Source organism: Paenarthrobacter sp. NPDC092416 (assembly GCF_044755025.1).
Classification (GTDB): Bacteria; Actinomycetota; Actinomycetes; order Actinomycetales; family Micrococcaceae; genus Arthrobacter.
In genome coordinates, this window is record NZ_JBIVQG010000004.1 from 23,482 (window position 1) to 38,569 (window position 15,088).

17 protein-coding genes are annotated in these 15,088 nt (G+C 61.0%); 11 read left to right on the top strand and 6 right to left on the bottom strand.

Annotated elements, in window-relative coordinates; genetic code table 11:
• Window positions 1-8 precede the first annotated feature (8 nt).
• The 4 genes from ACIQC5_RS09690 to ACIQC5_RS09705 are packed head-to-tail and all read right to left on the bottom strand — an operon-like array spanning window position 9 to window position 2,110.
• The gene (locus ACIQC5_RS09690) at window positions 9-476 is read right to left on the bottom strand and encodes a YbaK/EbsC family protein (RefSeq protein ID WP_400280982.1); all 468 of its coding nucleotides are present in this window, start codon (window positions 474-476) and stop codon (window positions 9-11) included.
• Complete coding sequence (locus ACIQC5_RS09695; RefSeq protein WP_400280985.1) at window positions 477-1,343, bottom strand: SURF1 family protein; 867 nt, start codon at window positions 1,341-1,343, stop codon at window positions 477-479.
• On the bottom strand, window positions 1,344-1,619 hold the full coding sequence (locus ACIQC5_RS09700; protein ID WP_400280988.1) for a hypothetical protein: 276 nt from the start codon (window positions 1,617-1,619) through the stop codon (window positions 1,344-1,346).
• The gene (locus tag ACIQC5_RS09705) at window positions 1,616-2,110 is read right to left on the bottom strand and encodes a DUF3099 domain-containing protein (protein ID WP_400280991.1); all 495 of its coding nucleotides are present in this window, start codon (window positions 2,108-2,110) and stop codon (window positions 1,616-1,618) included. The genes ACIQC5_RS09700 and ACIQC5_RS09705 overlap by 4 nt, the downstream gene beginning before the upstream one ends.
• 153 nt (window positions 2,111-2,263) lie before the next feature.
• Here ACIQC5_RS09705 and ACIQC5_RS09710 point away from each other — a divergent pair, with 153 nt between their 5' ends.
• From ACIQC5_RS09710 to ACIQC5_RS09720, 3 genes are all read left to right on the top strand, one after another.
• Window positions 2,264-2,989 carry a beta-ketoacyl-ACP reductase gene (locus ACIQC5_RS09710; RefSeq protein ID WP_400280993.1) on the top strand — a complete coding sequence of 242 codons (726 nt, stop codon included), beginning with the start codon at window positions 2,264-2,266 and terminating at the stop codon, window positions 2,987-2,989.
• 125 nt (window positions 2,990-3,114) lie between these two features.
• Window positions 3,115-3,867, top strand: a complete 753-nt coding sequence (locus ACIQC5_RS09715) for an SDR family oxidoreductase (protein WP_400280996.1) — start codon at window positions 3,115-3,117, stop codon at window positions 3,865-3,867.
• 252 nt (window positions 3,868-4,119) lie between these two features.
• Window positions 4,120-5,622: a sugar ABC transporter ATP-binding protein gene (locus tag ACIQC5_RS09720; protein ID WP_400280999.1), complete on the top strand. Its 1,503-nt coding sequence runs from the start codon at window positions 4,120-4,122 to the stop codon at window positions 5,620-5,622.
• A gap of 84 nt (window positions 5,623-5,706) precedes the next feature.
• On the opposite strand, the gene ACIQC5_RS09725 is transcribed toward ACIQC5_RS09720, so the two are convergent.
• Complete coding sequence (locus ACIQC5_RS09725; RefSeq protein ID WP_400281002.1) at window positions 5,707-6,075, bottom strand: hypothetical protein; 369 nt, start codon at window positions 6,073-6,075, stop codon at window positions 5,707-5,709.
• Between the two features lie 433 nt (window positions 6,076-6,508).
• Between ACIQC5_RS09725 and ACIQC5_RS09730 the strand changes: the two genes are divergently transcribed.
• The 8 genes from ACIQC5_RS09730 to ACIQC5_RS09765 all read left to right on the top strand — a co-directional run bounded on the left by ACIQC5_RS09730 (window position 6,509) and on the right by ACIQC5_RS09765 (window position 14,040).
• On the top strand, window positions 6,509-6,667 hold the full coding sequence (locus ACIQC5_RS09730; protein WP_400281005.1) for a hypothetical protein: 159 nt from the start codon (window positions 6,509-6,511) through the stop codon (window positions 6,665-6,667).
• Between the two features lie 358 nt (window positions 6,668-7,025).
• Window positions 7,026-7,295: an SHOCT domain-containing protein gene (locus ACIQC5_RS09735; protein ID WP_400281008.1), complete on the top strand. Its 270-nt coding sequence runs from the start codon at window positions 7,026-7,028 to the stop codon at window positions 7,293-7,295.
• On the top strand, window positions 7,295-8,749 hold the full coding sequence (locus tag ACIQC5_RS09740; RefSeq protein ID WP_400281010.1) for a multicopper oxidase family protein: 1,455 nt from the start codon (window positions 7,295-7,297) through the stop codon (window positions 8,747-8,749). Before ACIQC5_RS09735 ends, ACIQC5_RS09740 begins: the two co-directional genes overlap by 1 nt.
• A gap of 185 nt (window positions 8,750-8,934) precedes the next feature.
• Window positions 8,935-9,243 (top strand): heavy-metal-associated domain-containing protein, encoded by a 309-nt coding sequence (locus tag ACIQC5_RS09745; RefSeq protein WP_400281013.1) that lies wholly within the window; start codon window positions 8,935-8,937, stop codon window positions 9,241-9,243.
• A 60-nt stretch (window positions 9,244-9,303) separates the two neighbouring features.
• Window positions 9,304-11,460: a copper-translocating P-type ATPase gene (locus ACIQC5_RS09750; RefSeq protein ID WP_400281015.1), complete on the top strand. Its 2,157-nt coding sequence runs from the start codon at window positions 9,304-9,306 to the stop codon at window positions 11,458-11,460.
• A gap of 98 nt (window positions 11,461-11,558) precedes the next feature.
• Window positions 11,559-12,053 carry a hypothetical protein gene (locus tag ACIQC5_RS09755; protein ID WP_400281018.1) on the top strand — a complete coding sequence of 165 codons (495 nt, stop codon included), beginning with the start codon at window positions 11,559-11,561 and terminating at the stop codon, window positions 12,051-12,053.
• Window positions 12,054-12,187: 134 nt separating this feature from the next.
• Entirely contained in the window at window positions 12,188-12,799 is a 612-nt protein-coding gene (locus ACIQC5_RS09760; protein ID WP_400281021.1) for a DUF305 domain-containing protein, read from the top strand.
• Window positions 12,800-13,311: 512 nt separating this feature from the next.
• Window positions 13,312-14,040 carry a GrpB family protein gene (locus ACIQC5_RS09765; protein ID WP_400281024.1) on the top strand — a complete coding sequence of 243 codons (729 nt, stop codon included), beginning with the start codon at window positions 13,312-13,314 and terminating at the stop codon, window positions 14,038-14,040.
• 93 nt (window positions 14,041-14,133) lie between these two features.
• On the opposite strand, the gene serB is transcribed toward ACIQC5_RS09765, so the two are convergent.
• Window positions 14,134-15,027, bottom strand: a complete 894-nt coding sequence (serB, locus tag ACIQC5_RS09770) for a phosphoserine phosphatase SerB (RefSeq protein ID WP_400281026.1) — start codon at window positions 15,025-15,027, stop codon at window positions 14,134-14,136.
• Between the last annotated feature and the right edge of the window lie 61 nt (window positions 15,028-15,088).

Sequence of the window (15,088 nt, forward strand, 5' to 3'; positions counted from 1 at the left end):
TTGTGGATCTAGCGAACCTGGAGTTCTTCGGCGTTTGTGATCGCTTTTAGCTCTTCATAGCTGATGGAGAACATTGAGTTGTGGTCTCCGGCGCCTGCCCACAGCAGCGGTTGTTCCCGCAGCGAGGCGTCCAGCAGTGTACGGAGTTTCTCCGGGTGTCCTACTGGTGCAACGCCTCCCACTTCCTGGCCAGTGTGCCTCAGCACGAAGTCCGGCTTTGCCCGGCGGATCTTGCCGGCTCCCAAGAGGCTTGCTACCAATGTCGTATCCACTTTTGCCGCGCCGCTGGCGAGGATCAGGAGTGGTTGCCCATCGAGTTCGAAGATCAGGCTGTTGGTGATGGCCGCGACGTCACAGCCAAGAACCGACGCCGCCGCTGCGGCCGTCGGAACCTTGTCCTCGAAAATCCGAACGGTGTCCTCGGCGCCCGCAGCCGTCAGTGCTGACTTTACGTTGAGTACAGGATCCGGAATCATTCAGTACCCTTGCGCATCCAGAATTGCGTCTTCCTCTTCTTCGGATGTTCGACGCTTGTTCTTCCGGGGCGCCGGAGTCCGGCGCTTGGGCGGACCGCCCGCGGCGATGATGTCGTCGTCCTCTTCGTCTTCCGCGTCAATGGCCGCATTGCGTGCCTGCTGACGGGCCGCATATCCGAAGCCGATGAACATGAGGACACCAAATGCGAACCACTGCAAAGAGTACGAGAGGTGCGTTCCCTCCTCCGTGGCAGGCTTAGGGAACGCAGTAGGCATCGGTTGCACGGCCGGGCTTTCGCTCGCCAACTGCCCATAGGCGCCCGTGGCAATCGGGTAGGGGAGTTCTGTGGCGAAACCCGCCAGGTCAATCGACGCCAATTGGCCCTCGACAGCGCCCCGGTCCAGCTTTGGCTCGGACGGTTTGAGGCGCGCCACTACGGTGACCTCGCCAGCGGGCGGCGCAGGAACGACGTCGGGATGCCCCGGGGTGTTGTTGCCAATCGGCAACCAACCGCGGTCGATGACCACCGCTTCACCGGTAGTCAAGCGGAAGGGAACCACGACGTCGTAGCCTGGCTGGCCGTTCAGCGGCCGGTTGCGTACAACCCGCTGACCGTCGATATCGTAGCGGCCTCGGAGTTCAACCTGGGTCCATTCACGCTCGGGGTCCATTGAGTCGAACTCGGACTTGATGTCCGTGTATGGGATGGGCGTGGCCGAATAGTTGCTCACCACCCGGTTGATTTCGGCGAGGGTCTCGGCCCTGCGATCCATCTGCCAGCGGCCCAGGAAAACACAGGCAGTGGCGAAGACCGCCGCCAGGACAAAGTACCCCAGCCATTTGCTGGAGAAGAGAAAACGGTACATTCAGCGGGCCTCGCCAACTGTGGCGTCGTCAGCCAGGAAGGGAATGGTTTCCTTCCACAAGCCACGCGTCTGGAGATATTCCTCAAGCCAACCGCGATGTTCATCACACGAGAGCCAAACCTTCCGACGCTCCGGGGTGTGGATGCGCGGGTTGTTCCACAGGAGCTGCCAGTCCGCACCTGCACGGCATCCCTTGCGCGAGCAGACAGCAGGCCCGGTGGCACGTTCGGAATCCTGGCCGCCAGTACCAAGGCCGCCAAGGTTAAGGATGTTCATGAAGCCGCCCGTTCATTACCGGTTTCGGTGGTGTAGGTCGTATCAGGTGCGTCAGCCGGATCGCCGGGAGTTTCGTCGTCGATCAGTTCGCCTTGGAGAATTGTCACTTCGTCCGGGGCTTCGTCGGCCGCGGGAAGCGGGGAGCCCTCGATCTCGGCGGCCGCGACGTTCTCAAGCAGGGACTCACTGTGGTCCTCGGCTTTGTCGCTTCCGTTGGCAATAACCACTGCGATCCACGGCAGGAACACTGCGCCGGCTATGGCAATGATCTTGAACCAGCCGTCCACGACGAAGATCAGGATGATGCACACCATGCGGATGCCCATGGCCACCGCGTATTTGATCATGCGCTCACGCATGTCTTCTGAGTGGGCAGCGGCGGCATCGGTGATGCTATGGACTTCGGGGTCGCTGGAAACAGCGTCCGGATCCCCGGGCACCTGCTGCAGGGGACTGTTTTCTCGTGTCACAGCTGAATCATCACGCTCCAAAGGCTTCTCTTAATTCTCTCACCAAGGTGGGAGCCGCCCAAACCGCGCTGGCGGCCAGTTACCCACGGGTTGCATTGCACGGCGGATAAGATCGAGGCAGGAAAACCCCTCTTCACCGCGGCATTGCCTTGCCGCAGAACCTGGAGTCAACGAATGTCTGAAGCAGTATCCACCGGCCGCAGCGTCCTCATCACCGGCGGCAATCGCGGCATTGGCCTCGCGATCGCCGAATCGTTTCTCGCCAACGGTGACAAAGTCGCAGTGACCTACCGCAGTGAAACAGAACTGCCTGAAGGCATCCTGGGCGTCAAGGCAGATGTGACGGATGAGGCGTCCATTGACGAAGCGTTCAAGGTAGTCGAAGCCGCGCACGGCCCGGTGGAAGTGCTGGTTGCCAATGCGGGTATCACCAAGGACACGCTGCTGCTGCGCATGAGCGAGGACGACTTTACTTCGGTCCTGGATACCAACCTCACTGGAGCCTTCCGCGTCATCAAACGCGCCTCCAAGGGCATGATCCGGCTCCGTAAGGGCCGCGTGGTCCTGATCTCCTCGGTGTCCGGCCTCTATGGTGCACCTGGACAGATCAACTACTCGGCATCCAAGGCCGGAATGGTCGGCATTGCCCGATCATTGACTCGTGAACTTGGCAGCCGCGGCATCACGGCCAACGTCGTTGCTCCGGGCTTCATCAACACGGACATGACCGCGGAACTGCCCGAAGACACCCAGAAGGCATACCTTGCCAATGTCCCGGCTGGACGCTTCGCGGAGGCCTCTGAGGTTGCTGACGTGGTCCGCTGGGTGGCCAGCGATGAGGCTGCATACATTTCGGGCGCCGTGATTCCCGTTGATGGCGGCCTCGGGATGGGGCACTGAGCCCCCAACGGTCCTAGTAGACCAATCAGTTTTTGTGTGAGCTCAACAAAAGGATTCATCGTCGCCGCTGGCATGATGGAACTCGAGCCCACGGAATTTGGATGAATTGAACAAAAGGAGCACGAATGGGAACGCTGGATAACAAGACTGCGATCGTCACTGGATCTTCCCGGGGGATCGGGGCCGAAGTTGCCAAGATCCTCGCGGGTGAGGGTGCCGCCGTCGTCGTTAACTACCGCCAGAAGGCGCCTCGCGCCAATAAGGTTGTGGCTGACATCCAGGCCGCGGGCGGCCGCGCGGCTGCCGTAGGCGCCGACCTCACCACCGACGAAGGCGTACACGCCTTGGCCAGCACGGCCATGGAGGAATTCGGTTCCCTCGACGTCCTGGTGCTCAACGCATCCGGCGGCATGGAGTCCGGCATGGAGGAGGGCTACGCACTTAAGCTCAACCGCGACGCCCAGATCAACATGCTGAACGCTGCCGTGCCGCTGATGCCTGAAGGTTCACGCGTCGTCTTCGTGACCAGCCACCAGGCCCACTTCGTTGAGACCGTGCCCACCATGCCTGAGTACGAGCCCGTCGCCAAGAGCAAGCGTGCCGGTGAAGACGCGCTGCGCGCCCTCCTGCCGAACCTTGCGGACAAGGGCATCTCGCTGGTTGTCGTTTCCGGCGACATGATCGAAGGCACCGTCACGGCTACCTTGCTTGACCGCTCCAACCCGGGTGCAATCGAGGCCCGGCGCGCGGAGGCCGGCAAGCTGTACTCCGTGCAGGAGTTCGCGGCCGAGGTTGCCAAGATGGTCACCGCTGACGTCGAATCCGGCCACACCGAGTACGTCGGTGGAGCAGACTATTTCGGCAAGACGGCCGAGTAACGTTCTCCTCAACAGCTGTGGCCCGGGGCAAATGTCCCGGGCCACAGCTGTTTAAGGGCACATTGACGACTCGTTGGCCGACCAGACCGCGGGTAGAGGAAGACGACGTGATAAATAGTCGCGCTTTTCGCGTCACGAAATTCGATAACTTGTTTCGCCGTACCTCTTTTGCATTAACGGATACTATCTGATTAACTCGGCAGAGCGCCCACTCCCGCTGTCGAACGCGTATCCGCGAACTAGGAGCTTTCCTTGGATCTGTTATTGCATGCCGATGATATTCATGCCTCCTATGATCAACGGCAAATCCTCAAAGGCGTTGGGCTTTCCTTGTATCGCGGCGAAATTCTGGGGCTGATTGGAACCAATGGGGCGGGCAAGACAACCCTGATGGGCGTATTGTCCGGATCCCATAAGCATGACGGCGGTCGAATCATGCTGGCCGGGGAAATATATGGACCCGAAACGATCGACGAGGCGCAAGCCTGCGGCGTTGGGCTCATTCCACAGAACTTCCGACTTGATCCTGACATGACTGTCGCCAAAGCGATTTTCCGCAGGACTTTTCAAGCCGATAAGTCCCATCTTGAACTACGGGCCCAGGCCACGGAATTGATCCGCGACATCGGCATCAGCATGGATCCGGATGCCGCAGTCGGGACTCTCATTCGCGCCGACCAGACCCTCGTGGAAGTTCTCAGAATGGTCGCCGAAGAAGCCCAACTCGTCATCATGGACGAGGTTGCCGCATCTCTGCCGGATCACGATGTCGCGGTTCTTCATCAGGTTCTGCGGATGCTGGTCGATCAGGGGAGGGCGATCATCTACATCACCCACCGCCTGGATGAGGTCCGATCCATCGCCCACCGCATCGCCGTTCTGAGGGACGGCACGGTGCATAGGATTCTGGAAGCAAGTCAGACCAATGTTGATGAGCTGGCTTTTCTCCTGCTGCAGCAGAAGCTGGAAAGCAACACCAGACCCACTGTTCCGGCAGCTGGTGAAGAAGCAGTCCGAGTCGTAAACCTTAGCGTCGGGGCCAATGTTCGCGACGTGACTTTTAACGTGGCCAAAGGTGAGATTTTCGGACTCGTCGGAACCCATCGTTCGGGTATTTACGAGTTGCTGGAAGCACTTGTGGGCATTCACCCGAGCACATCGGGGCAGATATTCCTCCACGGAAATCCGGTTCAGATCCTGGGGCCGCAGGATGCACTGCGCCTGAAGATTGGCTATCTGTCAGACACCTCGGGCAACCTGGAGTCCGGAACCACTATTGCGGACGGCCTCCAGCCCAGTGACGATGCCGCCGAGGCGAACTTGCTGGATGAGATCACGCAGCTGCGAGGCGTCATTGAACTGGTTCGCCGCATGCGCATCAACACGACGAACATCCATGGCACCATCACCACTCTTTCCGGCGGCGACCGTCAGAAAGTTCACCTCGCCAAATGGATGACGACGGATTGCGATGTGTTGATTCTCAGTCATCCCAGTCGAGGCATAGACATTGGGGCCAAGGAAATTGTGTATCAGATGCTTACCGAGCTCAGCCAAACCGGGGTGGCCATCATCCTGTTGTCATCGGACTTGTCGGAGCTGGTCAGCTGGTGCCACCGGATTGGTGTGATGCGGGACGGCGAACTTGTTACCATCGAGGCCAACGCCAATACCAATGAGGACGTCTTGGTGCACCATATGCTGGGCTCCAAGTTTGAATCCGGGGTCAGCGAGGCTCGCCGCGTGAAGATTTGAGGCAGAGCGGCATCGCTGCCGGGAAGACGCCAAGGGGACGGCCACGCAATTGCGTGGCCGTCCCCTTGGTTTTCCTGCGGGAGATCAGATCGTGATTCCCTTGGCCAGGTTGTTGAGCTTGTGGCGTGCCAATGCCAGGTTTGCATAGGTTCGGTCGAGCACCAGGTAGACGAAAAGGCCCTTTGAACCGCCTGAATTCAGCACGTGGATCAAGTGGTACTGGGTGCTCAGGGTGATCAGGATATCTTCGATGTCACTGTCCAGGCTCAGGTCCGCCATGGTGCGCAACTTGGCACTGACGACGTTTGAGTTGCCGGCTGCGGCAATGCCGAGGTCAAAGCCAGGGCTTCCACCCTGAGCCAGGGCCATTCCGCTGGAGTAGTCCACGACGGCCGCACCAGTGGCGCCTTCGATGGACAGCAGTTGCTTAATAGCTTCGTCAAGCGTGCTCATATTTAGCTCTTCCTGTTCTGTTTTGTCATCAAACGAATCCGTGAAGTGGTCGCCATGGAAGAGTTCGCGGAAGGTCGTTGTGGGCTCGTCTGATGGGGACTGCTCATATTCCGCCGACTCAAATCCTTCCCGTTGTTTCCACCATTTCCATGTGCGCTGTGAACGGTTCATTAACCCTGCACTTCTGTCATCCCGGACGTCCGCTTTCTTCACGGTACGTCTATTAGGTTATGCGACTTAATGCATAATTTGGAAACTCTGACGGAGCGTTTCACACTTAATGGCCATATTCCCAAGAATTCGCGGCGATCGAATAGATTGTCTCAGTTTTCGCGTCACGAATCCTGCTTTAGCGTTTCATTCCGCCGCTCCCACGTTCATGGCCTTGACTTACCAACTGGGGTGCAATTCGCTTAATTCGGAGACTGAATCCATGCTTGGGCTTCGCATGACGAGGACCGTTGCGTGGTTCAGTGGCTTCCGCCTTCGCCTTTGCCGCAGCAGGAGAGATCTCTCTCCGCCTGCCTCTGCGCTTCCTGAGGACCAGCGCCGCAAGCGGTACAACGACGAGAACGACGAAGACCCCGAGTAGGGCCATTAACGTTGCGCCGAGAATCAGCACGACCATGAGGCCTGCTTGCACGTCCGCGGTATCGAGGTTGGCCATGCCAACTGACGCTCCGATGTGGGATTGGTTGAAAACCATCTTTCTCTCCTGGGATTCTGTTGCTATGAGTCACCAGTAGGTGGGACGGGAATCCGGTTCGTGTCGCGAAAATCACGTTTTCCGGCGCGGGCGCCCGTGGTCACCCGTCACCCGCAAGACCCTCCGGCGCGGAGATCGATGCGCGACATACCACTCCAACGGAGGACCGGGACCTCGGACTCTATTGGCGGCTCGGATCCGGGCTGAGACTGGGAGTAGATCTCAGAAGTGAAGGGTGCGGATCATGATGTGGGGTTATGGACAAGGCATGGCGTGGATGTGGCTTTGGGTTCTTCTGCTGCTTGTCGGCATCACGCTTCTTGTGTTTCTCTCGATCAAGGTCATTAGCGGCGGCCGTGGCGGCTACGTGCCTACAGGCCCACAGGGGCCAGGCGACCCGCCGCCGGCGAAGGGGAGCAGTGCCCGCCAGATTCTCGACGAGCGTTTTGCAAAAGGAGAACTCACGGCAGACCAGTACCGCGAACACCTCAATGTGCTCGGTGAGGCCCCGTAGTGCAACCCATCAGCCGTCGCCAGGTGCTGCTGCTGGGCGGGTTCGGCATTGCAGGAACAGCGGCCGGCGGTGCCGGGTTGGTCTGGACCCTGACCTCGCCGGATCATCCCCCTATGGGAAGCGAACTGACCCAGCCTCCGGAGGAGTGGAGTGCAAACGGCCAGCTTCAGGTACGGCTCGAAGCCGCACCCGGACAAATGTTGCTTGCTGGCCAGCAGACCGCAGCCCTTGGCTATAACGGCGGCATTCCCGGCCCGACGCTTCGAGTGCGGGCAGGCGATGTCCTGAGGATCCGCCTGGTCAACAACCTGGCTCAGGCCACTAACCTGCACGTGCACGGCCTCCACGTGTCCCCGGAGGGCAGCGGGGACAATGTGTTCGTCGCGGTGGACCCCGGAGGAACCTTCGACTATGAATACAAACTTCCGTTGGATCACCCCCCGGGAGTGTACTGGTATCACCCTCACCACCACGGCGTGGTCGCTGATCAGATCTTCGCGGGCCTCTTCGGAGCGATCATCGTCGAGGACCCGGTGCCGATCGAGTCGAGTGTGGACCGGGTGCTGGTCATTTCGGACACCACCTTGGACGGCCTGGGCAATATTGCGGCGGTCCCGGGGATGGAACGGTTGATGGGCCGGGAGGGTGAGCTGATATTGGTCAACGGTCAAAGCAATCCGAAATTCAGTGCCCGCCCGGGGCAACGGGAAAGGTGGCGCATCGTCAACGCGTGCGTGGCCCGCTACCTCCGGCTGCGGCTCGACGGCCAGCAGTTGCAGCTCCTCGGGCTGGACTCCGGCCGCTTCCCGACACCGGAGAAAGTGGATGAACTGCTGCTCACTCCCGGAAACCGGGCAGACCTTTTAGTGACCACAGCAATCGGCAACTCCGTTCTGCGCACGTTCTATCAGGACCGGGGAACCATGGAGGGAATGATGAGCCCTGGGCGCCGAACACGAGGCCCTGCCAACCAATCGGACGGTACGGCACTGGCCACGCTTCATGTGACCGGCGAACCGGTCGCCACCCTCCCATCAGTGCCCACCCAGAAAGTGCCCGGAGACTTACGGTCAGCGACGGTCGCGGCCCGCCGGCAGTTCGTGCTGGCCGCTGGCATGGGTGGGGGCCTGATGAGTTTCACGATCAACGGCAAGAAATTCAACGAAACCCGAACAGACACTACGGTATCGGCCGGCGACGTGGAGGAGTGGACGCTGATCAACTCCGGCCCCATGGACCATCCGTTCCACCTTCATATCTGGCCAATGCTAATCATCGAAGAGAACGGTCACCACAAGTACCCAGCCATCTGGCAGGACGTGGTGAACGTGCCCGCAAACGGGCGTGTAAAGGTCAGGATCGCATTCAAGGACTTCAGCGGACGCTCCGTCTACCACTGCCACATCCTGGACCACGAGGACCTCGGCATGATGGGTGCCATCGAAGTCCGTTGAATATCGAAACAGAGGAATCCCGAACCACCCGATAAGGGATGAACAGCGCTTGTCGAATATACCCCCTAGGGGTATATTAATGGTGTTGTCAGTGAGTGGTATGTCGCGGAGGGTCGTACTGGTTTCCTCTTTACATCCGTTCAACCACAGCACCCATCGCATCTTCTGCAACTAAGGGAACTGACATGCAAACACCTTCTTGGATCCAACTGCCCCTTACTGCTGCGTCGTCCTTGCGCTGCGGCTGCTGTTCCGACGAAGCCCGAACCACTCCGCCCGCCGAAACGGGTATCGAGTACGGCGTTGAAGGACTGACCTGCGGTGGTTGCGTGGCCAGCATCGAACGGGCTGTCAAGGCCGTGGACGGCGTGGACACCGCGTCCGTTGAACTGGTCCCTGGCGGCGTTTCCCGCCTGATCATCACCGGTTCCGCCGGATCTCCCGCCGTCCAGCATGCCGTCATGTCGGCTGGATACAGCCTGACGGGAAGCTAGTCCAAACACGTTGGGCCCGCATCGCCTCGGCGATGCGGGCCGCGTCTGAAGGAGCGCACCATGACAGACCACAGCCATCACCACGATCACCGCTATTCGTCGGCCAGCGAAGCAGATGACCCGAACCGGGCAGAACCGCAGCAGCTTCCCGAAGCGGCAGCGTCATCACATCCGCACGATGCCCATGGGCAGGGGCACCATGCCCAGGACGATCATGCCGTGCACACTCACGGCCAGCACGCCGGGCATAGTACGGCCATGTTCAAGGACAGGTTCTGGCAAACCTTGGCGCTATCAGTCCCGGTCGTGTATTTCAGCCCGATGTTCGGGCACCTCGTGGGGTATATGCCGCCGGAATTCCCGGGCTCCCTCTGGATCCCGCCTGTTCTGGGCACGGTGATCTATGTCTATGGAGGCATGCCGTTCCTCAAGGGCGGCTTGAACGAACTGAAGTCCCGGCAGCCGGGCATGATGCTGCTAATCAGCATGGCCATCACCGTTGCCTTCGCCGCGTCCTGGGTCACGACCTTGGGACTCGGGAACTTCGAGCTGGACTTCTGGTGGGAGCTGGCGTTGCTGGTAGCCATAATGCTTCTCGGTCACTGGATCGAAATGCGGTCTCTTGGCTCGGCCCAAGGCGCCCTGGACGCCCTGGCGGCCCTGTTGCCCGACGAAGCCGAACGCGTCACCGACACCGGCGTCCAGACCGTTCCGGTTTTCGAACTGAAGACAGGGGACGTAGTCCTTGTGCGATCCGGGGCGCGGATGCCCGCCGACGGCACCATCGTCGACGGGCAAGCCGAGTTCGATGAATCCATGATCACCGGTGAATCCAAAACGGTGCTTCGCTCATTGGGGGACCCGGTGGTGGCCGGGACCGTGGCCACCGATAACACCGTCCGGGTCACCGTGACGGCGATCGGGGACCACACGGCCCTGGCTGGCATCCGGCGGTTGGTAGCCGAGGCACAGGCCTCGTCCTCAAAAACCCAAGCCCTCGCCGACCGGGCGGCGGCATTCCTGTTCTACTTCGCCACCATTGCCGGTGTCATCACTTTCATTGCCTGGGCCCTGTTGGGCAGCCTGCCCGACGCCGTCACCCGTAGCGTGACGGTCCTCGTTATCGCCTGCCCGCACGCCCTCGGGCTCGCCATTCCACTGGTGATTGCGATCTCCACGGAACAGGCCGCCACGGCTGGGGTGCTGATCAAGAACCGGATCGCACTGGAGCGGATGCGCACTGTGGACATCGTTCTGTTCGACAAGACCGGGACCTTGACCAAGGGCGAGCCCGAGCTCAAGGAGACTGCCGCAGTCGAGGACACCAGCCCGGAAGAACTGCTGGCGCTGGCCGCGGCCGTGGAATCCGACAGCGAACACCCCGTCGCCCGCGCAATCGTCCGGGCAGCCCACAGCAAGGGCCTGGAAGTTCAGCAAGCGAAAGGTTTCACTTCGATGACGGGCCGGGGCGTGCGTGCCACGGTCAACGGTCGCTCTGTCCAGGTCGGAGGGCCGGCATTGCTGCGCGAACTGGGGCTCACGGAACCCGCCTCCCTGACGGCCTCCACTCATGAATGGATGGAGCGCGGCGCGGCAGTGCTGCACGTCATCGACGACGATCGGATCGTTGGTGCGGTCAGCCTGGAGGACGCAATCCGTCCTGAGTCCCGGCAAGCAGTGGCAGCCCTGCAAAGCAGGGGCATTAAGGTTGCCATGATTACCGGCGACGCCACCCAGGTGGCGAAGACAGTAGGTGAGGAGCTGAACATCGATGAGCTCTTCGCCGAAGTGATGCCCGCGGACAAGGACAAGAAGGTCGCTGAACTACAGAGGCGCGGTCTGAAGGTGGCAATGGTCGGGGACGGCGTCAACGACTCCCCGGCGCTGGCCCGCGCCGAGGTCGGCATTGCCATCGGTGCCGGCACCGACGTGGCCATGGAATCAGCCGGGGTGATCCTGGCTGGCAACGACCCACGGGCTGTGCTGTCCATGGTGGACCTGTCCAGGGCCAGCTACACGAAGATGTGGCAAAACCTCGTGTGGGCCACCGGCTACAACGCCATCGCCGTACCCTTGGCAGCGGGCGTGCTGGCATTCGCCGGTATCGTCCTGTCCCCAGCCGCCGGGGCAGTCCTGATGTCCATTTCGACCATCGTGGTCGCCCTCAACGCACAGTTGCTCCGCCGGGTGAAACTGAACCCCGCACAGGTTCGTTGACCGCCCTGAAGGCCGCCAGCACCGACGCAACACATACTTGGAGGGCGTGCCGGTGCCGGTAGCCTGGAAAAGACAGCCACGCAGGGAGGAGGACCGTCATGACCAGAGAGCGCACCATGACCGGATCCGTCCTGCATGCCATCGGTCTGCTCTCCACCGTGTTGGCGCTGACCGCCGGGATCCTGGGCATGCATGTCATGCCCAGTTCCCATTCGATGCATACAATGGCGACCATCACCGGGTCTCCGACGGCAACTACAGGAGTAGTTTCCACTATTATTGACGGAAGCGCCGCGGGGCACTCCGGCCATGCAGGCCCAGCGCAGGAACGCATCATGTCGCAGAACGCGGCCGACTCGGAGACGTTCCCCTCCCGGGCTCAGTGCTCCTGCTCAGGGAACTGCCCAAACCAGCACATGATGACCGCTCCGTGCATCCCCTCTGTCGCGCCAGTTGGCCTTTCCGCGCCTTTGCCCGTGGACTCGGTTTCCATAACGGCACCGTCCCGCATCTCCACCATGACGTCCTGGAGCCTTTGGGCCTACCGTCCAGCCGGTCCTTCGCCGGGTGAATTGTCCATCAGCAGAACATAGACGCTCCATCTGCCCGTCCCGGGCTTCTCCCCGCTGCCCGCCAGCCTCTACGGCTGTCGGGTCATGGCTGATACACGCCGACCCTTATCCCGGGCCGCTTGCGCCCCGAAATCCTTTCGAAGGACCCAATTTTGATGACCACGAAAAAGTTCTTGCCCATTGCCGCGACGGCCGCCGCCGCCATCATCGCTCTCGCCGGCTGCGGCGCATCCGGCAGCGGTTCCAGTTCCTCAGGGACCTCCATGCCGGGGATGGATCACGGTAGCAGTTCCTCCAGCCCTGCTGCGGCCACCGGCCATAACGCCGCGGACCTGATGTTTGCCCAAATGATGATCCCGCACCACGCACAGGCGGTCGAAATGAGCGACATGATCCTGAAGAAGCAGGACATCCCGAGCGAAGTCACAGCGCTGGCAGCCCGGATCAAGGAGGCCCAGGCGCCGGAGATCAAGAAGATGACCGGCTGGCTTCAAGGCTGGGGCGAGTCGATGCAGGTGCCCACCGGGCACGGCACGGAAGGCATGATGGGCGCTGAAGACATGGCGAAACTCGAAGCCGCGCAGGGTGTCGATGCCGCCAAGCTCTTCCTGACCCAGATGGTCGCCCACCACGAAGGTGCCGTGACGATGGCCAAAACCGAAACGACCGACGGCAAGAACACCGAAGCCGTCCAGCTCAGCAAAGACATCGTGAGCGCCCAGGAAGCCGAGATCAAGGAAATGCAGCAGCTGCTGGCCACCCTCTAAGCCCGCACTCCAGGCTGCTGGCCCACGATGAATCCGGGCCAGCAGCCCTTTGGATGGCCTTGACGTTTCCCAACTCCTAGGGATTTCCATACCTCTTTCCCCCCGCAGCCTCCCGCAGCAAGGCAATAATCGCCGGACAAGTCAGGCCCGGACGAGACTCGTCATGCCCAGGTTGATGTGTCGCGAGGGCGGTCCAGGCGCGTGCTGAGGTTCGGAAAGACCCGGACCTGGAACCCGTGACAGTGCCGGTATTGGTCATTCGGCCAGACCGAGGACGGTCGTGGACCGGGACCGCACCGCGCTATCGTGGCACGATGTGGTCAAATGAGAGTCAGCCCTTGTCTGTTGCCGTGGTTGGCGAGGACGCCGAGCCTTCCCACCGTTTGCTGTCCGACCTCCGGGCGGCCATCCGAGGCGTCAGGGTTGTCGAACTCCAGCCTGCCGACCTAAGAATCGCTGCCGCGTCGGCTGCCTGCCATCTTGCGGTGGGCGTTGGTCCCGGAGCGTCGGGAATGAAGGATTCCCGTCTTTTGGACGCGGTAATAGCTGGTGGCCGGGACCGCGAGGCCTTTATCGTCAGGGCGCAGCGGTTCGACCAGAGGCGCCGTGACCATCAACTACCGTCCGATTTACCGCCCGCGATTGCTCAATGGTCGCCGGTCTGGGCCGAAACAGCTGGGCGGATCGAGGCACGCATCGAGCTGGTATTCAATAGTTTCGCCGTGAAAATCAATCACATCGGGTCGACGGCAGTTAAAGGCCTGCCTGCCAAGGCCATTATCGATTTGCAAGTCTCGGTTGAGCGCTTGGAAGACTGCGACAGTGTGGATGCGCAGCTGCGTAGCGCGGGTCTCGTTAATGTCCAAGATGTGGCGCCGGACGCTCCGGGCGTCAGCGCAGACAACCCTCGCGGCTTGATCACCGATCCCGCGTTGTGGGCGAAGCGGTTGTACGCGAGTGTCGATGAGGAACGCCGGGTCATCGTCCATGTGCGCCGAATTGGCTCGCCGGGATGGCGATATGCGTTCTTGTTTCGGGACTGGCTCCGGGCAGATGACCAGGCCCGCGACGACTATGCGGCGGTGAAAAAATCACTGGCAGCAACACATGCAGCTGACACCCATTTCGATGCCTACGCAAAGGCCAAGGATTATTGGTTCGCCAATGCATACTACCTCTCGGAACAGTGGGCCAAATCAACCAATTGGGATCCGGAGGCCGCCCCGAAAGCAGCGCCGTAACGCCGCCCAATCGGCAGGACACCGTGAACGCGTGCGTTTAGTTCCTGACCCGGCCGAACGAGTCCGGATGAATGACCCGCCTCAGTCGACGCTTCAGACGTTGGCTATGTGCCGTACGGCGTCCAGGTATGGCATGTTGATCGCGGCGTCTGCCACTGCGCGGACCGCCGGCTTCGCGTTGAAGGCGACGCCGATGCCCGCGGCACCGAGCATGTCGAGGTCATTGGCGCCGTCGCCCACGGCGATGGTGTGTTCCATACTGATTCCCTCGGCAGCGGCCCACTCACGCAGGTACTTTTCCTTGGCGGCCCGATCAATCACCGCTCCCAAAACCTTGCCCGTCAATGCGCCATCCACGATTTCCAGCTCGTTCGCAATCCAGTAGTCCAGGCCGAGCTCCTCGGCGATGGGCCCCAGGATCTGGTTGAAGCCACCCGAAACAACGGCCACCACATGTCCGGCGGCCTTGAACGCGGCAACGAGCTCAGCAGCTCCCAGGCTGAGGCGCACCTCGTTGCGTACGGAGTCGACGACGGCGGCAGGCAGCCCTGCGAGGACGGCCACACGTGCGTGCAGGCTCTGGGCAAAGTCCAGCTCACCACGCATGGCGGCCTCGGTGACGGCCGCAACTTCGTCGCGCTTGCCGGCGTAGGCAGCCAAGAGCTCAATGACTTCCTGCTGGATGAGGGTGGAATCCACATCCATGATGAGCAACTTGCGGGATGCTTCCCGAAGACCGGCGGGGACCAGTGCAGTATCCGTTCCATCAACGGCATCCTCGGCCACGCGACGTCGCAGGGCGGCAAGGTCGGCGTCGGTACCAGAGACCACGGCGAGATCGGCAGTGTGAACGCCAAATCGGTCATCCCCCGACTGTGATTCCGATGACACTGCGGCGCCGGCATCGGCCAGCACTTTGCGCAGGTTATCGAGCGATTCAGGGGACAAATTCACGCCATAGCTGACCGCAGCCAAGTTCGAAGTCATGGCTTCAATCCTACTGAGCCTGCTAGGTTCACCCGAATTTGTTTCTCCGCAGCAACGAGCA